This is a genomic window from Halorientalis sp. IM1011, assembly GCF_001989615.1.
Lineage (GTDB): Archaea > Halobacteriota > Halobacteria > Halobacteriales > Haloarculaceae > Halorientalis.
The window spans coordinates 1-19,839 of the sequence record NZ_CP019067.1 but is presented as its reverse complement, the minus strand read 5'-3'; the positions used below and the strand labels follow the sequence as shown (position 1 = coordinate 19,839).

At 66.3% G+C, this 19,839-nt stretch carries 17 protein-coding genes, 2 tRNA genes and 7 pseudogenes; 6 read left to right on the top strand and 20 right to left on the bottom strand.

The features are described 5' to 3' along the window. Window positions 1-21: 21 nt before the first annotated feature. Window positions 22-855, bottom strand: coding sequence for a rhomboid family intramembrane serine protease (locus BV210_RS00115; protein ID WP_077204674.1), 834 nt, complete (start codon window positions 853-855; stop codon window positions 22-24). Window positions 856-1,003: 148 nt separating this feature from the next. On the opposite strand from BV210_RS00115, the gene BV210_RS00110 reads away from it, so the two are divergent. Both BV210_RS00110 and BV210_RS00105 read left to right on the top strand, forming a co-directional pair. Further along, complete coding sequence (locus tag BV210_RS00110) at window positions 1,004-3,256, top strand: NADP-dependent malic enzyme (protein WP_077204673.1); 2,253 nt, start codon at window positions 1,004-1,006, stop codon at window positions 3,254-3,256. Window positions 3,257-3,314: 58 nt separating this feature from the next. After that, window positions 3,315-3,683 carry a DUF2237 family protein gene (locus BV210_RS00105; protein ID WP_084802525.1) on the top strand — a complete coding sequence of 123 codons (369 nt, stop codon included), beginning with the start codon at window positions 3,315-3,317 and terminating at the stop codon, window positions 3,681-3,683. 34 nt (window positions 3,684-3,717) lie between these two features. On the opposite strand, the gene BV210_RS19570 is transcribed toward BV210_RS00105, so the two are convergent. From BV210_RS19570 to BV210_RS00095, 3 genes are all read right to left on the bottom strand, one after another. Then, window positions 3,718-3,895 (bottom strand) — tRNA-Trp (locus BV210_RS19570). A gap of 45 nt (window positions 3,896-3,940) precedes the next feature. Further along, window positions 3,941-4,168, bottom strand: a complete 228-nt coding sequence (locus tag BV210_RS00100; protein WP_077204672.1) for a DUF5795 family protein — start codon at window positions 4,166-4,168, stop codon at window positions 3,941-3,943. Window positions 4,169-4,217: 49 nt separating this feature from the next. Further along, complete coding sequence (locus BV210_RS00095) at window positions 4,218-5,063, bottom strand: DUF5794 domain-containing protein (RefSeq protein WP_077204671.1); 846 nt, start codon at window positions 5,061-5,063, stop codon at window positions 4,218-4,220. 443 nt (window positions 5,064-5,506) lie between these two features. On the opposite strand from BV210_RS00095, the gene guaB reads away from it, so the two are divergent. Then, a complete protein-coding gene (guaB, locus tag BV210_RS00090; protein WP_077204670.1) occupies window positions 5,507-6,988 on the top strand; it encodes an IMP dehydrogenase in 1,482 nt (493 codons plus the stop codon). A 27-nt stretch (window positions 6,989-7,015) separates the two neighbouring features. Here guaB and BV210_RS20720 read toward each other — a convergent pair whose 3' ends face one another. From BV210_RS20720 to BV210_RS00080, 3 genes are all read right to left on the bottom strand, one after another. Then, window positions 7,016-7,141, bottom strand: coding sequence for a hypothetical protein (locus tag BV210_RS20720; RefSeq protein WP_256385541.1), 126 nt, complete (start codon window positions 7,139-7,141; stop codon window positions 7,016-7,018). A gap of 50 nt (window positions 7,142-7,191) precedes the next feature. After that, window positions 7,192-8,505: a sorbosone dehydrogenase family protein gene (locus BV210_RS00085; protein ID WP_077204669.1), complete on the bottom strand. Its 1,314-nt coding sequence runs from the start codon at window positions 8,503-8,505 to the stop codon at window positions 7,192-7,194. A gap of 354 nt (window positions 8,506-8,859) precedes the next feature. Beyond that, a tRNA-Lys gene (locus BV210_RS00080) sits at window positions 8,860-8,933 on the bottom strand. Between the two features lie 135 nt (window positions 8,934-9,068). Here BV210_RS00080 and BV210_RS00075 point away from each other — a divergent pair. Further along, window positions 9,069-10,522: pseudogene (locus BV210_RS00075) on the top strand (DHH family phosphoesterase). An 18-nt stretch (window positions 10,523-10,540) separates the two neighbouring features. On the opposite strand, the gene BV210_RS00070 reads toward BV210_RS00075, so the two are convergent. From BV210_RS00070 to BV210_RS00025, 11 genes and pseudogenes are all read right to left on the bottom strand, one after another. Further along, on the bottom strand, window positions 10,541-10,837 hold the full coding sequence (locus tag BV210_RS00070) for a PRC-barrel domain-containing protein (RefSeq protein ID WP_077204668.1): 297 nt from the start codon (window positions 10,835-10,837) through the stop codon (window positions 10,541-10,543). Window positions 10,838-11,497: 660 nt separating this feature from the next. Beyond that, a pseudogene (locus tag BV210_RS00065) lies at window positions 11,498-12,836 on the bottom strand (metallophosphoesterase). 64 nt (window positions 12,837-12,900) lie between these two features. After that, window positions 12,901-13,419 carry a heterodisulfide reductase-related iron-sulfur binding cluster gene (locus tag BV210_RS20860; RefSeq protein ID WP_077204667.1) on the bottom strand — a complete coding sequence of 173 codons (519 nt, stop codon included), beginning with the start codon at window positions 13,417-13,419 and terminating at the stop codon, window positions 12,901-12,903. Continuing rightward, window positions 13,416-13,724: a hypothetical protein gene (locus BV210_RS20855; protein WP_077204666.1), complete on the bottom strand. Its 309-nt coding sequence runs from the start codon at window positions 13,722-13,724 to the stop codon at window positions 13,416-13,418. Before BV210_RS20855 ends, BV210_RS20860 begins: the two co-directional genes overlap by 4 nt. A gap of 269 nt (window positions 13,725-13,993) precedes the next feature. Continuing rightward, window positions 13,994-14,233, bottom strand: a complete 240-nt coding sequence (locus BV210_RS20850; protein WP_371340834.1) for a hypothetical protein — start codon at window positions 14,231-14,233, stop codon at window positions 13,994-13,996. A gap of 97 nt (window positions 14,234-14,330) precedes the next feature. Then, a pseudogene (locus BV210_RS20845) lies at window positions 14,331-14,711 on the bottom strand (LUD domain-containing protein); the annotation flags it as partial. Window positions 14,712-14,760: 49 nt separating this feature from the next. Then, window positions 14,761-15,093 (bottom strand): hypothetical protein, encoded by a 333-nt coding sequence (locus BV210_RS20840; RefSeq protein ID WP_077204664.1) that lies wholly within the window; start codon window positions 15,091-15,093, stop codon window positions 14,761-14,763. Continuing rightward, window positions 15,090-15,587, bottom strand: a complete 498-nt coding sequence (locus tag BV210_RS00040) for an LUD domain-containing protein (protein ID WP_077204663.1) — start codon at window positions 15,585-15,587, stop codon at window positions 15,090-15,092. Before BV210_RS00040 ends, BV210_RS20840 begins: the two co-directional genes overlap by 4 nt. 84 nt (window positions 15,588-15,671) lie before the next feature. Beyond that, window positions 15,672-16,656 (bottom strand): annotated as a pseudogene (locus BV210_RS00035) (ArsA family ATPase). 30 nt (window positions 16,657-16,686) lie between these two features. Further along, window positions 16,687-16,982, bottom strand: a pseudogene (locus tag BV210_RS00030) (hypothetical protein). 82 nt (window positions 16,983-17,064) lie between these two features. Further along, on the bottom strand, window positions 17,065-17,301 hold the full coding sequence (locus BV210_RS00025; protein ID WP_077204662.1) for a hypothetical protein: 237 nt from the start codon (window positions 17,299-17,301) through the stop codon (window positions 17,065-17,067). A gap of 248 nt (window positions 17,302-17,549) precedes the next feature. Here BV210_RS00025 and BV210_RS20715 point away from each other — a divergent pair, with 248 nt between their 5' ends. Continuing rightward, window positions 17,550-17,675: a hypothetical protein gene (locus BV210_RS20715; protein ID WP_256385542.1), complete on the top strand. Its 126-nt coding sequence runs from the start codon at window positions 17,550-17,552 to the stop codon at window positions 17,673-17,675. Here the strand turns inward: BV210_RS20715 and BV210_RS00015 are convergent, their stop codons facing one another. Beyond that, on the bottom strand, window positions 17,676-17,855 hold the full coding sequence (locus tag BV210_RS00015; protein ID WP_253741569.1) for a hypothetical protein: 180 nt from the start codon (window positions 17,853-17,855) through the stop codon (window positions 17,676-17,678). A gap of 151 nt (window positions 17,856-18,006) precedes the next feature. Here BV210_RS00015 and BV210_RS00010 point away from each other — a divergent pair. Then, a pseudogene (locus BV210_RS00010) lies at window positions 18,007-18,673 on the top strand (hypothetical protein). A gap of 25 nt (window positions 18,674-18,698) precedes the next feature. Here the strand turns inward: BV210_RS00010 and BV210_RS20835 are convergent. Then, a pseudogene (locus tag BV210_RS20835) lies at window positions 18,699-19,822 on the bottom strand (carbon starvation protein A); the annotation flags it as partial. Between the last annotated feature and the right edge of the window lie 17 nt (window positions 19,823-19,839).

Here is a 19,839-nt window from a genome sequence, read left to right as displayed (position 1 = left end):
CACACATAACTGTTTCGCCGGTCACCCCACTCGGGTGTACCACGCGGTCACTGCTGCCCCGCCGATGCCGTAGAGGAAGCCGGCGGCGTGTGCGAAGATGTTCGTGACCGTCCCGTCCTCGACGATCTCCGGTGGGAACAGGACGGAGACGAAACTCACCAGCAGGATCACGACGAGCGCAGTCTGTAGTATCTGGAGGAGTTCGACCCGTGACGGGGACCGTGAGAGTATCAGTGGACCTGTCGACGCCCGGCCGATCCCTACCAGGCAGGCCCCCCAGCCGACGACGAAGAGACCGCCGACGGGGAGTGTCACGTTCCCGACGTAGATGAGGTACACCTCGAACAGGAGCAAGAGCCAGATGGCGAGTCCGATGTAGCCAGCCACGCGGTAGTCGTACAGCCGGGTCAGCGCCGCGAGCAGGGTGACGAAGACGAAGCCGGCGAAGCCCGCACCGACGCCCGAGAACCCGCGGCTCACCGGCTCGATACCGGGGTAGAGCAGTCCGATGATGGCGTAGCTGGTGAGGCTCACCAGGACGGGGAAGACGAGTACGAAGCAGGCGAAGGTCACGCGGAACCATCGCCGGTTCCCGATCTGGACGCAGAGGCCGTAGGCCACCAGGGCCGCGGCGACGTAGCCCGCCACGTTGCTCAGCAGGTGCATCAGATCGAGGTGGACGAACGCGCTGGTGTACAGCGAGACGGGGTCGACCGACTCGTGTCGGAAAGCCAGTCGCGTCTTGATCGAGGGCGGAAGCGCGACGTGGACCCAGACGAGCAGGGCCGCGACGGCCCCGATCATGCCCAGGTCGCGGACGACCGTTCGAGACCGGGCGACGGTGACACCACCCATCGACTCGGACCAGGGACGCCAGCGGCGAATAAGTCCCGGTTGCGGTGACCGATCGTGGTTCAGACTCGGATGGAAGTGCCCAATCGGTGTGGCATCTGCCCGCGCGGCCCGGGCACGATTTTTGTCCGCGCGGTGACTGGCCTCATGTATGGGACTGGACGAGGACGCACTGGAGTACCACCGGACCGATCCGCCCGGGAAGATCGAGACGGAGACGACCAAACCGACCAACACGCAACGCGATCTGAGCCTCGCGTATTCGCCGGGCGTCGCCGCCCCCTGCCGCGAGATCGACGACGACCCCACCGAGGCCTACACCTACACCGCCAAGGGCAACCTCGTCGGCGTCGTCTCGAACGGCTCCGCCGTGCTCGGACTGGGCGACATCGGCGCACAGGCCTCCAAACCCGTGATGGAAGGCAAGGGCGTCCTGTTCAAGCGCTTCGCGGACATCGACGTGTTCGACGTGGAGTACGACTTCGACGAGCCCGACGCGTTCGTCGAGGCCGTCGCCGGCATGGAGCCGACCTTCGGCGGGATCAATCTGGAGGACATCAAAGCGCCGGAGTGTTTCGAGATCGAGGAGCGCCTCCGCGAACGCATGTCGATCCCCGTCTTCCACGACGATCAACACGGGACCGCCATCATCACCGGCGCGGCCCTGCTGAACGCCACCCACATCCTCGAGAAGGACATCGAGGATCTCGACATCACTTTCGCCGGCGCGGGGGCCGCCGCGACCGCGACCGCTCGCTTCTACGTCTCGCTGGGCGTCCCCCGCGAGCAGATCACGATTGCGGACGAACACGGGATCATCACGACCGAGCGCGACGACCTCGACGAGTTCGTCGAGCCCTTCGCCAGCCAACCCGAGGAGCGCGGCGACCTCGCCGACGCCATGGCCGGCGCGGACGTGTTCGTCGGCCTCTCGGTCGGCGGCATCGTCTCCCAGGAGATGGTCCGGTCGATGGCCGAGAACCCAGTCGTCTTCGCCATGGCCAATCCCGATCCCGAGATCGACTACGCGTCGGCCAAGGCGGCCCGCGACGACACCGTGATCGTCGCGACCGGCCGCTCGGACTACCCGAATCAGGTGAACAACGTCCTCGGGTTCCCCTTCATCTTCCGGGGCGCGCTAGACGTCCGCGCGACCGAGATCAACGAGGCGATGAAAGTCGCCGCGGCCGAGGCCATCGCCCGCCTCGCACGGACCGACGTGCCCGACGCGGTCAGGAAGGCCTACGACGACGAACCGCTCCAGTTCGGCCCCGACTACATCATCCCGAAACCGCTGGACTCGCGCGTCCTGTTCGAGGTGGCCACCGCCGTCGCCAGCGCCGCGATGGACAGCGGTGCGGCACGTCGCGACCTCGACCTCGACTCCTACCGCGAACGGCTCGAGGCCCGCCTCGGCAAGTCGAGGGAGATGATGCGGGTCGTCCTCAACCGCGCGACGAACGCACCGAAACGGGTCGTTCTCGCGGAGGGCGACGACGAGAAGATCGTTCGCGCTGGCCATCAGCTCGCCGCCGAAGGGATCGCCGAACCCATCCTCGTCGGCGACCGCGAAGTGATCTGGCGGTCCATCGACGACCTCGGACTGGACTTCGATCCCGTCGTCGTCGACCCGGAGGAAGACCAGCTCGATCCCTACGCCGAGCGGTTGTACGAACTCCGGAAGCGCAACGGGATTACGCGGACCGAGGCCGCCGACCTCGTCGAGGACGACAACTACCTCGCCAGCGTCATGGTCGAGATGGGCGACGCCGACGTGATGTTGACCGGCCTCACCCACAACTATCCCTCGGCGCTCAAGCCACCGCTGCAGGTCGTGGGTACCGCCGACGACGCCGACTACGCCGCCGGCGTCTACATGCTCACGTTCAAGAACCGCGTCGTCTTCGTCGCCGACGCCACCGTCAACCAGAACCCCGACGCCGACGTGCTCGAAGAGGTCACGCGCCACACCGCCGACCTCGCCCGCCGGTTCGACGTGGACCCCCGCGCCGCCCTGCTCTCCTACTCGGACTTCGGCTCGGTCGACAACGAAGGGACGCGCAAGCCCCGCGAGGCCGCCCAGCGGCTCCGGGCCGACCCCGACGTTGATTTTCCCGTCGACGGCGAGATGCAGGCCGACACCGCCGTCGTCGAGGACCTGCTGACCGAGGACTACGAGTTCTCCGACCTCGACGGCCCCGCGAACGTCCTCGTCTTCCCCAATCTGGAAGCTGGCAACATCGGCTACAAACTCCTCCAGCGTCTGGGTGGAGCCGAAGCTATCGGTCCGATGCTCGTCGGTATGGACAAGCCCGTCCACGTCCTCCAGCGCGGCGACGAGGTCAATGATATTGTCAATCTGGCGGCGGTGGCGGTCGTGGACGCTCAGGAGAACGGCTACTGACGACCCGCTTTCCGTTGTCGGTGGACACCTCTTTCCGCCGTCCGCCACAATCGGTGGTATGACCGACGAGCAGAACGTCCTCGGGATGGAGCTAGAGACCTGCAGCGACGACCCGGCGACCGGTTTCGAGCGGGACGGCTGCTGTCGCCCCCACCCCGCCGACGCCGGCCGGCACGAGATCTGTGCCGTCGTCACCGAGGAGTTTCTCGAGTTCAGCGCGTCCCGCGGGAACGACCTCGTGACGCCCCGTCCGGAACTGAACTTCCCCGGACTGGAACCCGGCGACCGCTGGTGTCTCTGCGTCGGTCGCTGGCTCGAAGCCGAGGACGAGGGCGTCGCCCCGCCCGTCGTGTTAGAAGCGACGAGCGAGGAGGTACTGGAGGACGTTATGTTTACGACGCTGAATCAGTACGAGTACGAGGAGTGAACGCGGAGCTCCCGGATATCGGTTCGTCAGGAAGTGGGGTCGGAGAGATTTGAACTCCCGATCGACTGATATCTCCGGTCGCGCCTCGGAACTCCAGAGGGTCATCAGCGCGGGCGGTGATCAGCCGTCCGCTCAGTATATCAGTCTGGAGTTTCGTCACCGGGCGCGGTGCCTCTGGAGTCAGTCGCCATGCCGGACTTGGCCACGACCCCGCATCACCTGCTTGGATGAGTCTCCCTAAAGGGATTTCGATTCGATCAGTCCCGGTCCGTGTCGGACCAGTCACAGTCCTGGCACTTCTGGCCGGTGACGAACTCGGTGACGGAGGGCATGTAGCCCACTTCGAGGACGTTACCGCCGCATTCGGGGCAGTCCCGGTCGGCGTCCTCGATCGCTTCTGCGTCCATCACGCTCTCCCCTTCGATGAGCTCTGCCAGTTTGCCGGGCGTGACCATCCGGCCCTGAACGACGCGGTTGTCGGCCATACCCACACTCGCGGGGTCACGTCCCTAAGCTTTCCCTTCCCGGGAACGCTCACAACCAGGGCGCGTGGTCTTCCTCCGCGACGGTGTCGGCGCTCGCCGGGCCGACGGGCTCGTAGTCGTCGTCATCGTCTTCGCCCTCGTCGTCCGACCGGAGGTCCGCCACCGCGTCCTGGGGATCGAACGCGAACAGGAAGGTCATCCCAAGTACCGCGAGTGCCAGCGGCGCGTCGCCGGGCACCAGACCGAACAGACCCAGCGGGAGGACACCGAGGGCAACGGCGCTCCCGAACCGGAACCGGTCGATGTCGACGATGCCCCGCAGCCACGGGCCGAAGAGGGCCAGGTGGAGCGCGAAGACGACGGCGACGAGCGCCGCGGCGGCCGCTCGCAGCATCAGGTCGGGGTCGAGCTGGACGACCAGCCCCGCACCCGAGGGATCTACGCTGGCCACCAGCCCGAGTGCGATGATGATCGCCGGGCGGGGCAGGTAGTCACCGATCCGGGCGCTGGCGGTCTGGGCCGCCACGGCGAGGATGACGAGGCCGGCGAACCGCTCGAACACCGCGAGGTCGAGGAACCCGGCGATGGTCGGGGCCAGCGCCGCCTCGACCACGGCACCGACGACCACGACGCTCCCGACGAGCAGGATGGATTTCGCCTGCTCTCTGGGGGAGCCGTCCATGTCCGCGAGGATGACCGCGACGGTCGCGCTCCCGCCGAAGATCAGCAGCCCGACCTCGAGGATGCCGGTCGGGTCGGACAGCGCACCCGCGAGGACGAGCGCGGGGAAGATGCCGTCCAGCAGGGGCAGACACATGACGGTCGCGAGCAGGCGCGTCGCACCACCCACGCGCTGCTCGATACGGAGTGCGACCGGGTGCTGAGACTGGCTCATTCAGTGCGAACGGCCCTCTCCCGTGGCCATCGGGTGGTGTACACGATATACCGGGGCGCGTCGGCGAGGTTCGCCGTCGCCGCCCGCTTTGGCCGTATTCTCCGCCGTATTGAATGTGCGACCGTCGCAAAATGTAAAGTCGCCACCCGCAACTGCGGACGGCTCGCTCGCGACACGCACGTTCGATCGACTGGCGGAGTCCATACCCGTAACAAGTGTTGACGGAGCCATAAACGTTGTGTGGTATCCGATCCCACGCCACAGGAATCGTCCACTATTCTCGCATAACTCTGATTGAACGTTGCACGAACTGGCAATTTGCAATGCCTTCACACACTTCCGGCCAGTGAAAACGTGGTGGGAACTGTTCAGGTGTGGTGTGAACTACATCCTGGGGCGAGCCGTCTCGCAACGTTTTTCCCCGGGCCGGTGTCACGCTTTACATGGCGAACGACAACGAGTTCTTCTCGGAGAAACTCCGGGTTCCGGAGGCGCTGACGTTCGACGACGTACTCCTGCGACCGAAGGAGAGTCGCGTCGAACCGGACGAGGCGGACACGGCGACGCGGGTGTCGAAAAACGTCGAGCTCACCGTGCCAGTTCTCTCGGCCGCGATGGACACCGTCACCGAGAGCGACATGGCTATCGCAATGGCCCGGCAGGGCGGACTGGGGGTCCTCCACCAGAACATGACCGTCGACGAGATGGTCACCGAAGTCGAGCGCATCAAACGCGCCGACGAACTGATCATCCGCGACGTGGTTACGGCCAACCCGGACCAGACGGTCCAGGATGTCGACGAGATGATGGAGCGGGCGGGCGTCTCCGGCGCCCCGGTCGTCGACGAGGACGACGAAGTGCTGGGGATCATCTCCGGCACCGACATCCGGCCGTACCTGGAGGTCGGCGAGCGCGACGAGGTGGGCGAGGCTATGACCGACGAGGTCATCACGGCCCCCGAGGACGTGACCGCCCGCGAAGCGCTCGAACTGATGTACGACCACAAGATCGAGCGCGTCCCCATCGTCGACGATGCGGACCGGCTCGTCGGACTGGTGACGATGCAGGGCATCCTCCAGCGCCGCCAGTACGACGACGCCGCCCGCGACGAGAACGGCAAACTCCGCGCCGGCGTCGCCGTCGGTCCCCACGACACCGAACGCGCGACTGCCGCCGACGCCGCCGGTGCCGACGTGCTCTTCATCGACTGCGCTCACGCCCACAACCGCAACGTCATCGAGAGCGCCCGCGACATCAAAGACCGCGTCGAGGCCGACGTGGTCGTCGGCAACATCGGCACCCGCGAGGCCGCCGAAGCCGTCGTCGACTTCGCCGACGGCGTCAAGGTGGGCATCGGCCCCGGGTCGATCTGTACTACCCGCGTCGTCACCGGGTCCGGGATGCCCCAGATCACCGCCGTCGCGCAGGTCGCCGACGTGGCCAGCCAGCAGGACGTGCCCGTCATCGCCGACGGCGGCATCCGCTACTCCGGGGACGCGATCAAGGCAATCGCGGCCGGCGCGGACGCCGTGATGCTCGGCTCCTACTTCGCCGGCACCGACGAGGCACCGGGCCGAGTCATCACGATGAACGGCAAGAAGTACAAGCAGTACCGCGGCATGGGAAGCGTCGGCGCGATGCAGTCCGGCGGGGGCGAACGCTACCTCAAGGAGGAAGACGAAGACGAGGAGTTCGTCCCCGAGGGCGTCGAGGCCGCCACGCCGTATCAGGGCCCCCTCGAAGACGAACTTCACCAGCTCGTCGGCGGCATGCAAAGCGGGATGGGCTACGTCGGCGCCGAGACCATCCCGGAGTTCAAAGAGCGCGCGGAGTTCGTTCGCGTCTCCTCGGCCGGCCAGCAGGAGAGTCACCCCCACGACGTGGTCATCACCGACGAAGCGCCGAACTACAGCCCCGAAGAGTAGCCGGCCTTCCCGGCCAGAAACCGACGGTCAGAGTCCTTTGCCGATGGTCTCGCACGCGGGACTGCAGTAGGTGTTGGCTGCCGCGTTCGAGCTCGGGTGTGCGCTGAACTCCTCGCCGCAGTTCCCACAGGTGTAACTACCGAAGTCTGACATCGTCGGAACGTGACGAGGGCACCACAAGTATTCTTCGCTGGCGAGTCGAATCAGACCGCCACGAGCCGATGGACGGCGCCGGAACTCCCCTGTGGCCCGCCGCTGTCGGTCGTCAGCACGTACAGCTCGCCGTCGGTATCGCGACCGAACGCCAGCAGATACTGCCCGGGACCCTCGCCGCTCCCGGTCACCAGTTCTACTCGCGACAGGTTCCAGAGCCCACCGTCGTCGGGTTCACTGGCGGTGAAGATCGTCCCCTCCGCCTGATAATCGCCGAATACGTACCGCTCGGAGAGTGGTCCGATGCCGCCAGTGTAGTAGTAACCACCGATGACAGAGATCCCACTGACACCGTTACCTTCGTGGGAATATTCGAGTATCGGATCTTCCAGCGGTTCTCCGTCGTCGGTCTCGGTGGGACAGTTCGCCGGCGGCGACCCCGGATCGTCCGTGCTGAAACAGTGGGCCCCTTCCCGGACGTTCCACCCGTAGTTGCCGCCCCGCTCGACGACGTTGACCTCCTCGAACCGATTCTGCCCCACGTCCGCGACGAAGAACCGTCCGTCGGTGAAGGAGAACCGCCAGGGGTTGCGAAAGCCCCAGGCGTACTGTTCGGCAAGGCCGTCTCGCCCGACCAGTGGGTTGTCGTCGGGGATCCCGTACGCCCGCCCGTTCCCGCCCGCACCCTCGCGCACGTCGATCCGGAGGATACTCCCCAGGAGGTTCTCGGTCATGTCTTGCCCGTTGCCGCCGTCGTTACGGTCGTACCAGTCCGAGACGTGGCCCTGTCCCACGTCGTTGCCGCCACCGCCGTCACCGACCCCGACGTAGAGGAATCCGTCCGGCCCGAAGGTGACCGATCCGGCGTTGTGGTTCGCCTGTGGCTCGGGAATCTCCAGCACGATTCGCTCGCTCGACGGATCCGCCCGCAGGTTCTCGTCCACCGCGAACGACGACAGGACGAACGTGTGACTGTATCCGTCGGGCATCTCCGACCGGAGCGGGGCACTGTACCGGACGAACAGTCGCCGCCGCTCAGCGAAGTTCGGTCCCGTCGCAATCCCCAACAGTCCACGCTCGTCGTAGCCGGGATTCAGCTCGACCATTCGATCTGTGAGGTCCAGTACTGGCTCTTCGCGCCGCCCGTCCGAATCCACCGGATACACCTGTCCTGTCTGGTCGGCGATCAGAAAGCGACCGTCTCCGACCGTCTCCATCCCCAGTGGCGCGGTAAATCCGGCCGCTACCTGCTCGGTCCCGACCGACTCCGACGGCTGCGTGTTGCTCTCCAAGAACGAACACCCCGCCAGTGCCCCACCAACCGCGGCCGCACCCACCCGGAGCAGATCCCGTCTGCGTGTCATGGCTCACGGTATGGCCGGCTCTCTGATAGGGGTTCGTGCCGGCGACCGTACCGAACGAGGTAGACGGGCTGAACGGGATTTGAACCACGTCCACTGTCAAGCATCCGCGCGAGCTACGCGAGCGCGGTTCACGGGACTCGCGTGGAGCGCGAGTCCCGCTTTTTTCGCCCACGTTTTTTGGCGGGGGTTGAGCCGCGAGCCTCCGGCTCGGGGCGATGCCCCCGTGAAAAAAGGTGGACGGGCCGAAAGGGATTTGAACCACGTCCACTTCGGTCGCTTCGCTCCCTCGTGGCCTACTTCAAATCCTTTCTCACGTGATTCGGCGTCGCTCGGAGTGAGCGACGCCAAGAATAACGGGCCGAAAGGGATTTGAACCCTTGACCGACGGCTTAAGAGGCCGTCGCTCTGCCGGACTGAGCTATCGGCCCTCGCGGCGACTGAATCTTACGGGGTGGTATTGAAATACGTTTCCTTTCCGTGGTCGGGCGGTCTGCGATCCAACCAGTTCGACGACGTGACGGGAAGGTGTGTTATAAGTAGCTCCCGGTCCGAGCGCCTGTACCATGAGCAGCGCCATTACGATGGCCTCGATGTCTACGTATGCGATTCTTGGCTGTGGGAGTGTGGGGCACGCGGTCGCCGAAGAACTGGAGACGGAAGGCAAAGACGTCCTCATCCTCGACAAAGACGAAGGCCGCGTCGAGGCACTCCGCGACCAGGACCTCGACGCACGCACCGCCGACATCCGCGAAGCGTCGACCGCCGAGACCATCGACGACCGGGACGTCCTTCTGATCCTCTCCTCTGACGTCGAGGCCAACATGGCCGCCGTCGAGAACGTCCGCGAACGCGACGGCGAACAGTTCATCGTCGCCCGTGCGTCCGACCCCGTCTCCGCGGACGAACTCACCGAAGCCGGTGCCGACGTGGTCATCAACCCTCCGCCGTCATCGCCGACTCCGCGCTCCGCGCGCTGGAGACCGGCGAACTGGAGTACAAGGCCACTCAGCTCGCCGACGTCATCGAAGCCACCGACGAGCGCATGGCCATCCTCATCCACCGGAGTCCCGACCCCGACTCCATCGCCAGCGCCGCCGCGCTCCAGTTGATCGCCGACAGCCTCGACGTCGAAGCCGACATCATCTATCAGGGCGAGATCGGCCATCAGGAGAACCGCGCGTTCGTCAACCTGCTCGGGATCGAACTCCAGCAGCGGACAGACGTGGATCTCGACGACTACGACACCTTCGCCGTCGTCGACCACGCCAAGGGCGGCGAGCCAGAGGTCGATCACGAGGTCGACGTGGTCATCGACCACTTCGAGCCCGAACACGACCACGACGCCGACTTCGTCGACGTCCGCCCCAACGTCTCCGCCACCTCGACCATCCTCACCAAGTACATCCAGGAACTCGACCTGAGCCTCGACGGGAACGTCGCGACCGCCCTCCTCTACGGCATCCGCGCCGAGACGCTCGATTTCAAACGCGACACCACGCCCGCCGATCTGACTGCCGCGGCCTACCTCTATCCGTTCGCCGACCACGACACGCTCGAACAGGTCGAATCCCCCTCGATGTCACCCGAGACGCTGGACGTGCTCGCCGAGGCCATCCGCAACCGCGAGGTCAAGGGCTCGCATCTCATCTCCAACGCCGGGTTCATCCGCGACCGCGACGCGCTCTCACAGGCCGCCCAGCACCTCCTGAATCTGGAGGGCATCACCACGACCGCCGTGTTCGCGCTGGCCGACGACACGATCTATCTGGCCGCTCGCTCGAAGGACATCCGGATGGACATCGGCGCAGTGCTAGAGGACGCTTTCGAGGACATCGGCGAGACCGCCGGCCACTCGACGGACGCCAGCGCAGAGATTCCGCTGGGCATCTTCACCGGGATCGAGACCAACGAGGACAACCGCGACACCCTGCTGGAACTCACCGAACAGGCCGTCAAGCAAAAACTCTTCCAGGCGATGGGCGTCGACGGGAGCGAAGGCGGTAGTAACGGGAGCTAAAGGGAGAGAGACTGCAACTCAGGCCGTGATCTCTTCTTCCTGCTCTTCTTCGGGCGTCCGGAGCCGTTCGATGATGTCGCTGACGAGCACCACGTCCCCGACTGCCTGCACCCAGTCGTAGGGGAGGATGACGCCGCGGTTGCCGCGGGCGCGCTCGCCGAAGAGGTCGTGATTGATCTCGTGGAGGGCCAGCCCCGTGACCTGCACGTCGTCGAGATCGAGCCGCACGTCCTCGACTTCACCGACGAAGACACCGTTGCTCGAATACACTTCTCGCCCCACCAGTGCGGTAATTTCCTGCGTTGGTCCGTCCATACGAAACCCCAGCACAGCCTCCCTCTTAACTTTTGGCAGGTGTCTGACGAGCGTCAGCCGAGGCGATGCCAGAACCCGCCGCTCGCGGCGTGACCGATGGACATACGACGCTTCGGCCCGCAGTAGACCTACCCCGTGACAGACGACAGGTCGCCCTCGATCACGGATCTCTACTACGCCGTGGAGACGGCACTGGTCGCACCCGGTATCGTCAGCCACGAGGCCGCCACCTGCTCGCCTGCCGGCTGACTGGCGTCGGGGTCGTCGGGTCGTCCATCCTGAACCCCTTCGCCGCCGACGCGTATCTCGACCACGAGCCCGTCACGTCGTTCCCGGTCGATCTGCTGATCGCTGTCGCACCCCTCCCGGTCAACACGGGCCTCGCGCTCGCCGCGTTCGCGCTCGCGTCCGCTGCCGGAACACCGCTCGTTGCGATACCGTGTTACTGGTCGGCGCGTGTTTCGCGTTGACCGCGTTCCCGAGCATCGGTGACACCGAGACACTGCTAGCGACGGCCGGTGACCTCCCGGGCCCGCTCCAGCCGCTGGGGTACTGTTGGCTACGCCGGTCAGGCTGTTCACTGTGATCCCAGGGTCTGCTGGCGTCGCAGGATTCGTCTGGATACTCGTCCTCCTCGGAGTGACGTAGCCCAGCCCTCCCCTACTCGGCCGCTTCCGGGGTCGCTTCGGTCCCGTCCGTCCCTTTGTTCGGGACGACCGTCCGATCCGGGAGGTCGGTGTCCGGTTTCCGACCCACAGTGAGCAACCGTTCGGTCAGCGTGAGTTCCTCGGGACTCGGACTTGCCTTCTGGATCTCCTCGTACTCGACGGCGACGGCGTCCGATTCGGCGGCGATCCGGATCGCACAGAGCTGGTAGGACGGGTAGAAAATGGTGGAAGGACGCCGATGATACCGTCACGGCGGTGGAGGCGCTTGAGCCACGTGCCGCTGTTGGCCAGCACACCGCCGTCCACCTCCTTGATTCCGGGACGGTGGGTGTGACCGTAGCAGAAGACGGCGGTCTCGGGGTTCGCATCGAAGATCTCGCGGGCGGCTTCCTCGTACGGGCCTTCGGCGTCGACCGTGATCGAGGTCTCGAAGACCCGAATCGTTCGATGGTCTTGCGTACGTCCCGTCGAAGGAAGTACAGCGGGACACCCACGAGCAGGAGCAGGCCGGCGATGGTCACGTTGACCGCGAGCAGGAACCAGAGAGCGGTCCAGCCCTGCCGAACTGGCCGAGGAACGTGGTTCCCCATTCGATCGGGGCCGACCAGATCCCGGCCACCGACAGGCCCGCCAGCACTGCGAGGACGGCGCTGATGTTGAACAGGAGCAGGAAGGGGACCAGCGCGTACCGCAGGAGCGGGTTCATCTCCAGGTAGAAGTACTTCGAGAGCAGCCACACCGGCATCCGTTCGGTCGGCGTGACCGCCTGCACGTCCTTCAGCCAGTTGTACCGCCCGCGGTCCGAGAGCTGGCCCGCCCGACTCGTCACGAGCGTGTTGTAGTAGTACCCAGCGGCGAGGCGTGTGGATTCCCCCAGTCGTCGATCCGGTTGTTCGGGTCCCGCTGGTGCCCGTGTTCGAAGTACACGACGCTGTCGCCGACCCGTCGCGTGACGGACTGGTCCTGGACGAGGTCGACGTTGTACTCGGCGAATCGCTCGACGTACTCGTCGTAGGCGGCGAGTTCGTGGTCGTGGTTGCCCGGCACCAGCGTAATCGCGATATTTTCGCCGGTCACGCGCAACTGTTCGAACAGCCGCGGGTACGTCTCGACCAGCAGGTCGAACTTCGCCGTCCCCTCGACCGTCGTCATCTCCCAGAGGCCGAAGGCGTCGCCGTTGATCACGAGTTCGGCGTCCTCGTCGGTTCGCTCCAGGCGTTCGAGAAAGTCCAGTAGTTCCGCCAGAAAGTCGACCTCGCCCAGTGCTCGTCACCCCCGATGTGGAGGTCGCTGATCACGTAGTAGACCCGGTCGTCGGCGTCGGGAGGCACTGCAACTGTCTCACGAACCCACCCTCAAAGGCCTTGTTCTTCGAGCGGTCGCGTGCGACGCGGGCTACCGTGGTGCGATCAGTTCGATCGGATGGGGCACCTCGCGCTCGTAGAGCACGTCGAGTTGCTCCTGACAGGAGGTGCCGCTGGCGGTCAGCGTCGCCCCCTCGACCTCGCCGAGGTCGTCCCGGAGGTGGTCGCCCACGTCCATGCTGACCTCGTAGTACTCGCTCTTGTAGCCGAAACTCCCCGCCATCCCGCAACACTCCACGTCGGAGGTGCGGACGCTATACCCCAGATCCGACAGGACGGACTCCGTGTACTCGTCGACGCCCATCGTCCGCTGCTGGCAGTGGCTGTGGTAGGCGATGTCGGCGTCGCCGTCGTCGCCCGGCGCGTCTAGCCCCTCCGCGTCGGCTCCGTTGTCCAGCAAGCCGTAGACGTACTCCATCACGTCGTAGCTGTTCTCGGACAGTCGTTCAGCAGAGCGCTCGGGCAGGAGTTTCCCGTAGTCCCGGCGGAACATCGCCAGGTCGCTGGGCTCTATCACCACCACGTCCCGCCCGTCGTCGACGTGGGTCACCAGCGCGCGTGGACCGACTCGGCCCGCTCGCGGGCCGTCTCGATCATCCCCTGAGACAGTGGGGCCCGCCCGCTCTCCGGGACGGCGGGGACGTGAACCCGGACGCCGAGGGATTCCAGCGTCCGGATCGCGGCCTTTCCGCGTTCGGGGTCGAAGTAGTCCGTGTACACGTCGGGGTACAGCACCACGTCCCGGTCGGGGTCGGTCACCTGCGCGCCTCGGGCCCCGTACCACTCCCGAAGCGTCTCCTCGGCAAACTCGGGGAGGTCGCGGCGCGGGTCGACGCCGAAGGCCTGCTCCAGCACCCACTTCCCCGGACGGCTCCCGGCGACGGTGTGACCAGGCCGGGCGCGAGCGAACCGGTTTTCGCCAGCGTCCCGATATGCCGAACAGTCGCTTCTGGAGGTCCAGCCCGGCGGGTTCCTCGTCGGGTGTCAGCCCCTCGACGAGGAAGTCGAACTCGTCTCCCTCGGCCTCGCGGTTGATCCGATCGCGGACGACCGTGTTGATCCACGGGATGTCGATCTCGACCGGACACTTCGGTTCACAGCGCGAACAGCCGGTACAGAGGTCGTCATCTCGTCTGCACTCTGGAGCCGTGGACCCCGGCCTCCCAGCCGGTGCCGATGCCGCCGGTGTAGGTCTCCCCGCCGAAGCCGTGGCCGCCGACCGCCTGGAAGTTCGAGCAGGCGTTCGAGCAGGCCCCACACCGGATGCAGTACAGCGTCTCCCGGAGGTCGTCGTCCTCGCGCATCCCCATCCGGCCGTTGTCCAGCAGGACGAGGTGGAACTCCCGCTCGTCGGCCGGCCGCATCTCGTCGGCCTCGAAGGTCCGGGATCGGGGAGTCGACGGGCGGCGAGAGCAGGGAGACGTACGAGGTGATGTCCTGTCCTGTGCCGGTCTTGGCGATCAGCTCGGTGAACGGCTGGAGGTCCGCGAGGCTGGGGACGAGCTTCTCGATTCCCGCGACGGCGACGTGGGGGTCCGGCGTCACCGCCGTCTTCCGGGCGTTGCCCTCGTTCGTGACGAGCATCAGCGTCCCCGACTCAGCGACGACGAAGTTCGCGCCCGTCATGCCCACGTCGGCCTCGCGGATGTGCTCGCCCACCCGTCGCGGGCGAACTCGGTGAGTTCGTTGGGGTCGCCGGTGAGGTCCGCCTCGAGGTCGAACTCGCTGTTGAACAGCTCGGCGATGTCCTCGGGCGAGCGGTGCATCGCCGGCCCGATCAGGTGGGACGGTGCTTCGTCCCGCGATCTGGATGACGTACTCGCCGAGGTCGGTCTCGACCACCTCGTAGCCCGCGATTCGAGGTGGTCGTTCACGTCGATCTCCTCGGTCGTCATCGACTTGCTCTTGACCAGTTTCTCTGCCTCCGGGTCGGCCATGATCCCCTCGACGATCCGGGTTCGCGGTCCGCGGCCGTCTGGGCGACGTGGACCTGCCGCCGTTTTCCTCGACCGGCCTCGGTGACCTGATCGAGGAGTTCGGGCAGGTTCTCGATGGCCGACTCCTTGATCCCACGGGCCGCGTCGCGCAGGTCCTCGTAGTCGTCGAACCGCTGGATGGCGTAGTCCGAGAGCTGATTCACCGTTCGGGTGTTCTGTGCGACGGCGTCGCCCTCGGTCTCCATCAGTTCCCGCAGGCGGTCGGCGGTGTCGCGGCGAGAGCTCATCGGTCCTCCAGCACGACGACGTGCGTCTCGGAGGGGCCGTGCACACCCTGCACGAGCGTCCCCATGTCGGCCGTCGCGCTCGGACCCGTCGCCAGGATCTGCGTATCCGCTCGGGCGGCGAAGTCCTCGCCGAGTCGCTCGTAGGCCGTCGGCATGTCGGCAACCACGTCGCTGGCCGCGACCACGGCGACGTGGCGGGGCGTGTAGAGGCTGACCAGTTCCTCGCCAGCCGTGCCCGAGGGAATCGCGACTGTCCCATAGTCGGCGATCCCCATCGTCGCCGGCGTGACGCCCGTGGCCGCCGATTCCAGCGCCGACGGGGACGGGTCGGTGTCGATGGAATCCGGCAGCGAAACCCCGTCGTAGGGCAGCGCCGTCCCGATCGCGGGTGATTCGACGGCGTCGGCGATGGCCTCGCCGGCGTCCTCGGCTGTCGTCCGGTGGACCTCCCCCGGAACGGACGACTCGAACGTCGAGAGCGACTCGGTACTCATGGTCGTGGTATCCGGTAGCAGGCACCTAATTGCTTTGCCTCGAATCGCGTGGAACGAGCCCTATCTCCGAGACACCGCCGCTGGCTACCCGGCGTTCACGAACGTCGGATCCTCGGGCGTGACGTCGACGTCGAGTTCTGCAGCCACGTCGTCGAGGAGATCGCCCTGAATCTCCCGGGTTCGCGATTCGATCTCTGCGACCAGGGGCGGGTCGAACCGCTCCCGGACGGTCGCGAGGCGGTCGCGTTCGGTCTCGATCCGATCCCGGAGGTAGCGCGCGCGCCGCGCCCATCCTCGTCGGGGTCGGGCTCGGGCGTGAGCCTGTTCGCGACGAGGCCCCGGACGCCCAGCCCCTCCGCGTCCATGTCCTCGATGGCCCGCTCGGTTTCGTTCACGGACAGCTGGTCGGGGTTCAACACGAGAAAGAAGGTCGCGTCGTTGCGCAGGGCTCCGCCAGCGAACTCGAAGAACGACTTCCGTTCCTGCAGGTGTGCCAGGATGGGATCGCCGTCCATCACGCGCCGGGGTTCCCGGTTCCCGATTGCGGCCTTCTCGAACAGGTCGATGCTCTCCCGGCGCTTGTCCATCAGCCGGTCGATCCACGACTCCAAGAAGTCCGGTAGTGCGAGCAATCGGAGCGTTCCCCCGTCGGCGCGGTGTCGAAGACGATCCTGTCGTAGTCCCCCGCCGATCGCATCACGTCGACGAACCGGTCGAACAGCGCCGCCTCGTAGGCCCCCGGCGTCCGGTGGGCCATCTCGAGTTGCTGGTCGATCTCGTTGACCATCGGCGTGGACACCTGGTCGGAGAGCCGCGTCCGGATCTCGTTGAGGTGGCTGGTCACTTCCGCCTCCGGGTCGATCTCCAGCGCCGACAGCCCCTCGACGCCGTCGACCGGGCGGGGTTCGTCCCCGAACTCCTGTTCGAAGACGTCCGAGACCGAGTGTGCCGGGTCCGTGGAGACCACTAGCGTCTCCACGCCGGCCCGGGCACACTTCAGCGCGTAGGCGGAGGAGACGGTCGTCTTCCCGACACCGCCTTTCCCGCCGAAGAACACGAACGGCTCCACTACGACGCCCCCGCGTGGCGATTCCAGGCATCAGAAGTGGTACCCCTCGGCTTTCCCTTCCAGTGGTGTCTCGCGGTCCCAGAGCCGGCGTTCCCACGCCCGGAACTCGTCTTCGAGGGAGGGGAGCAGTTCGGCCGTGTAGTACGAGACCGGCGACGGGATGCCGAACGCGTCCGGGAAACACGCCAGCATGAACGCGTCTTCGAGGTCTCGGCCTCGTCTTCGATCTTCTCGTAGGCCGGATGTTCGATCATGCCGTGATAGAACCCGTGGATCCACTCCTCGAGGAGTTCCCGGTAGGCGGCGATCCGGTCGGCGAGTGTCATCGTTTCCCACGAACGGGCTCGCGGTGAAAAAGCTGTCCGCGCCGGCCGCCGACCGCAACGAGCCTCGGGTCCACCCGCCCACTCAACACGCACACCCCTCGCCGTGGCTCCGTTCGAACCGCATCGCGTCGCCACACTCGGGACACAGCGGCGTCCCCTCGTCGTCCCGAGCCAGTCCTTCCTCGTCGACTGCGACATCACGGACGCGGACGCTACAACCGTCACACCAGTACGCACCCGCCGACTCCTCACCCGCCGTGTCACGTCCGGCCTTCCTGTCCGGAGAGCGCATCCCGGTGACCGTGTCCATTATTCCCATGGTGCTAACTCTCGTCTATACCGGCTTAGTTCTCTCGGCGTCCGGAGTACACGAGGCGGTCTCTCTGGCACCGTCAGTACCGGGCCCCGTCGATTGCTGCCGAAAAGAGATAAGTGGCGGTCACTCCCTCTGTGGAGCATGGCCGACGAGAATCGCGACGACGCGGACCACGAGGGGTTCGAGGAGGGCGCGAGCGGTTCCAGCGGCGACCCCCGGGTCCTGTTGGCGATGACGCGATCCTCTCGACGTTGTTCGCGCTCGTCGTCACGTGGGGGCTGGCCTTCGTGGGCGCGTACGAGTTCACGCTCGTCAACGTCGCCACCCTGGCGGCCATCCTGTTCGCGGTGACGTACCTGCTGGTGGGTCGAAACTGATCAGCGGCCGTACGTCAGCCGCTCCACGACAGCGTTCAGTCGGGCCGTGGCCCGCCGCGTCCACGCGACCGGCGAGACCCGTCGGATGGACGACTCCGATACCTCGATACGGTCGTCCGCGAACGGGTCCGTGCGGTCGGACTCGCCGTCGGCGTTCGCGGCGTCGACGACGGTCGTCATCGAAACACCGGCCGCAGGCCTCTGTCGGTCGATCGTCGCTCATGATCGTCGCTTGCGCCCACAGGCGCATAACGATGCCGCCGGTTTCCTCGTCGTCTGGACTCGTCGAATCCGGCGACGAACTTTTACCGGCGATGCGATATCAGTGGATATGGAATATCGTGTCGGTGACCCGGACTCCAGTGACGTGGTGGCCGACGGCGGGACGGCCGAGGACGGGTCGGCCGCGGCCGAGGAGTTGCCCGCGGAGATCCGCGAGCAGGTGCCGACGTGGGACGACGAGTATCTCGACCGCGTGAGCGACCGGCTCATGTACAGCTACGACCTCGACCGTGACGTGACCGTCCGTGAGGAGTCCTTCGACCTCCGCGGCGAGTTACGCGTCCGGAACCAGAAGCAGTTCCTCCACCCCGCGTTGAGTTACGCCGACCACGAGAGCCGCGAGCACGTGTTCGCCCGCCGCGTCGACCGCCCGACCGTCGCGGACCTGAACCGACTCGTCGAACTGGGCCACGACCTCGCCGGAGACTGGATCGAGGCCGACGAGGAACACTTCGAGACGAACTTCACGTTCGTCCTCGTCGCCGACGCTATCCCCGAGGACGTGCGGACCCACGTCGACGGATTCCGTGAGCGCACGCTCCTGAAGCTGGGGTACTACGGCCACTACGAAATCCACCTGATCGTAGCCGCCCGAGCGCGAGGCCCTCGTGGCGAGTACGGAAGCGGATCTGGCCGAGGCGTTCACGCTGTGGGAGACGGTCGAGCGAGAGCCCGAAGGATTCTTCTCGCGGCTGGCGAAGCGGTTCTGGACGTAACCGGAAAACGGAAGGACGGGTCCCGTCAGTCGTCGCCGGGTTCGGGGGCAGCGCCGCCGGTGCGGCGCACTTCCGAGATGTTCCGGTAGCCGATCCGGACCAGCGACAGCGCCAGGTAGACGAGGACGAGCGCGAGTACCATCTGGACGACCGACGATATCTGACCGCCGAGCCCCCGTGGCACCGCCCTGAACGAGAGCGTTGAAGAGGTTCTCGTAGAACGCCAGCCACAGCAACGCCAGCACGGTGATCACGACCATGATCGCCATGGGAAAACGCCGGTGCTGACGAGCTGTTTGGATCCCTCCCAGTTGGCGAGCCAGACGGTGCCCGTGAGCAGGGCGAGCGCGGCGAGCAACTGGTTCGCGCCGCCGAACAGCGCCCACAGCGTCGCCCACTCGCCGGAGACGACCAGCGCGTACGCGAGGACGATCTGGACGAGCGGGTTTGGTGTACCGTCCCCGGGCGAACGAGTCGAGGCCGCCGGCGAAGCCGGTCTCGGTCCCGCTGCCCTCCGTACCGACGATCTCCTCCATCATGTAGCGGCCGAGGCGGGCGGCCGTGTCGGTCGAGGTGAGCAGGAAGCTCACGAGCACCAGCGCCATGAAGGGACCGCCGTAGGCGACCGGAATGTTGAAACTCGTCAGGATGGTCGCGCCGCCGGCCGCGAAGTTCGGGAGCGCGCCGCCGATACCGCCGCCCGCCGCGTCGGAGGCGATGCCGGCGACCGCGAGCGTCGACAGCGCCGTCGCGGCCAGCAGCCCTTCACCGAGCATACCGCCGTACCCGATCAGGCGTGCGTCGCTCTCCTTGTTCAACTGTTTCGCCGTCGTCCCCGAGGACACCAGCGAGTGGAACCCGCTGATAGTGCCACAGGCGATAGTGACGAACAGCAGCGGAACAGTGGGTACGGCGACACCGCGTCGACGCCGAGGAAGCCCGTGAACGGCTGGATGCTGTCGGCGACGACGAGCGGCTCCGCCGACGTGCCGAAGATCGTGCCGACGACGATCGCCAGCAGCGCCCCGCCGACGCCCGCGTACAGCAGGAACGACGAGAGTAGTCCCGAGGCTGGAGCAGGATCCAGACGGGGAGCCCGCTGGCCAGCGCTGCGTAGATCAGGATGACCGGCACCCACGCCGCGACGTTCGGTTGCAGGACGGCGT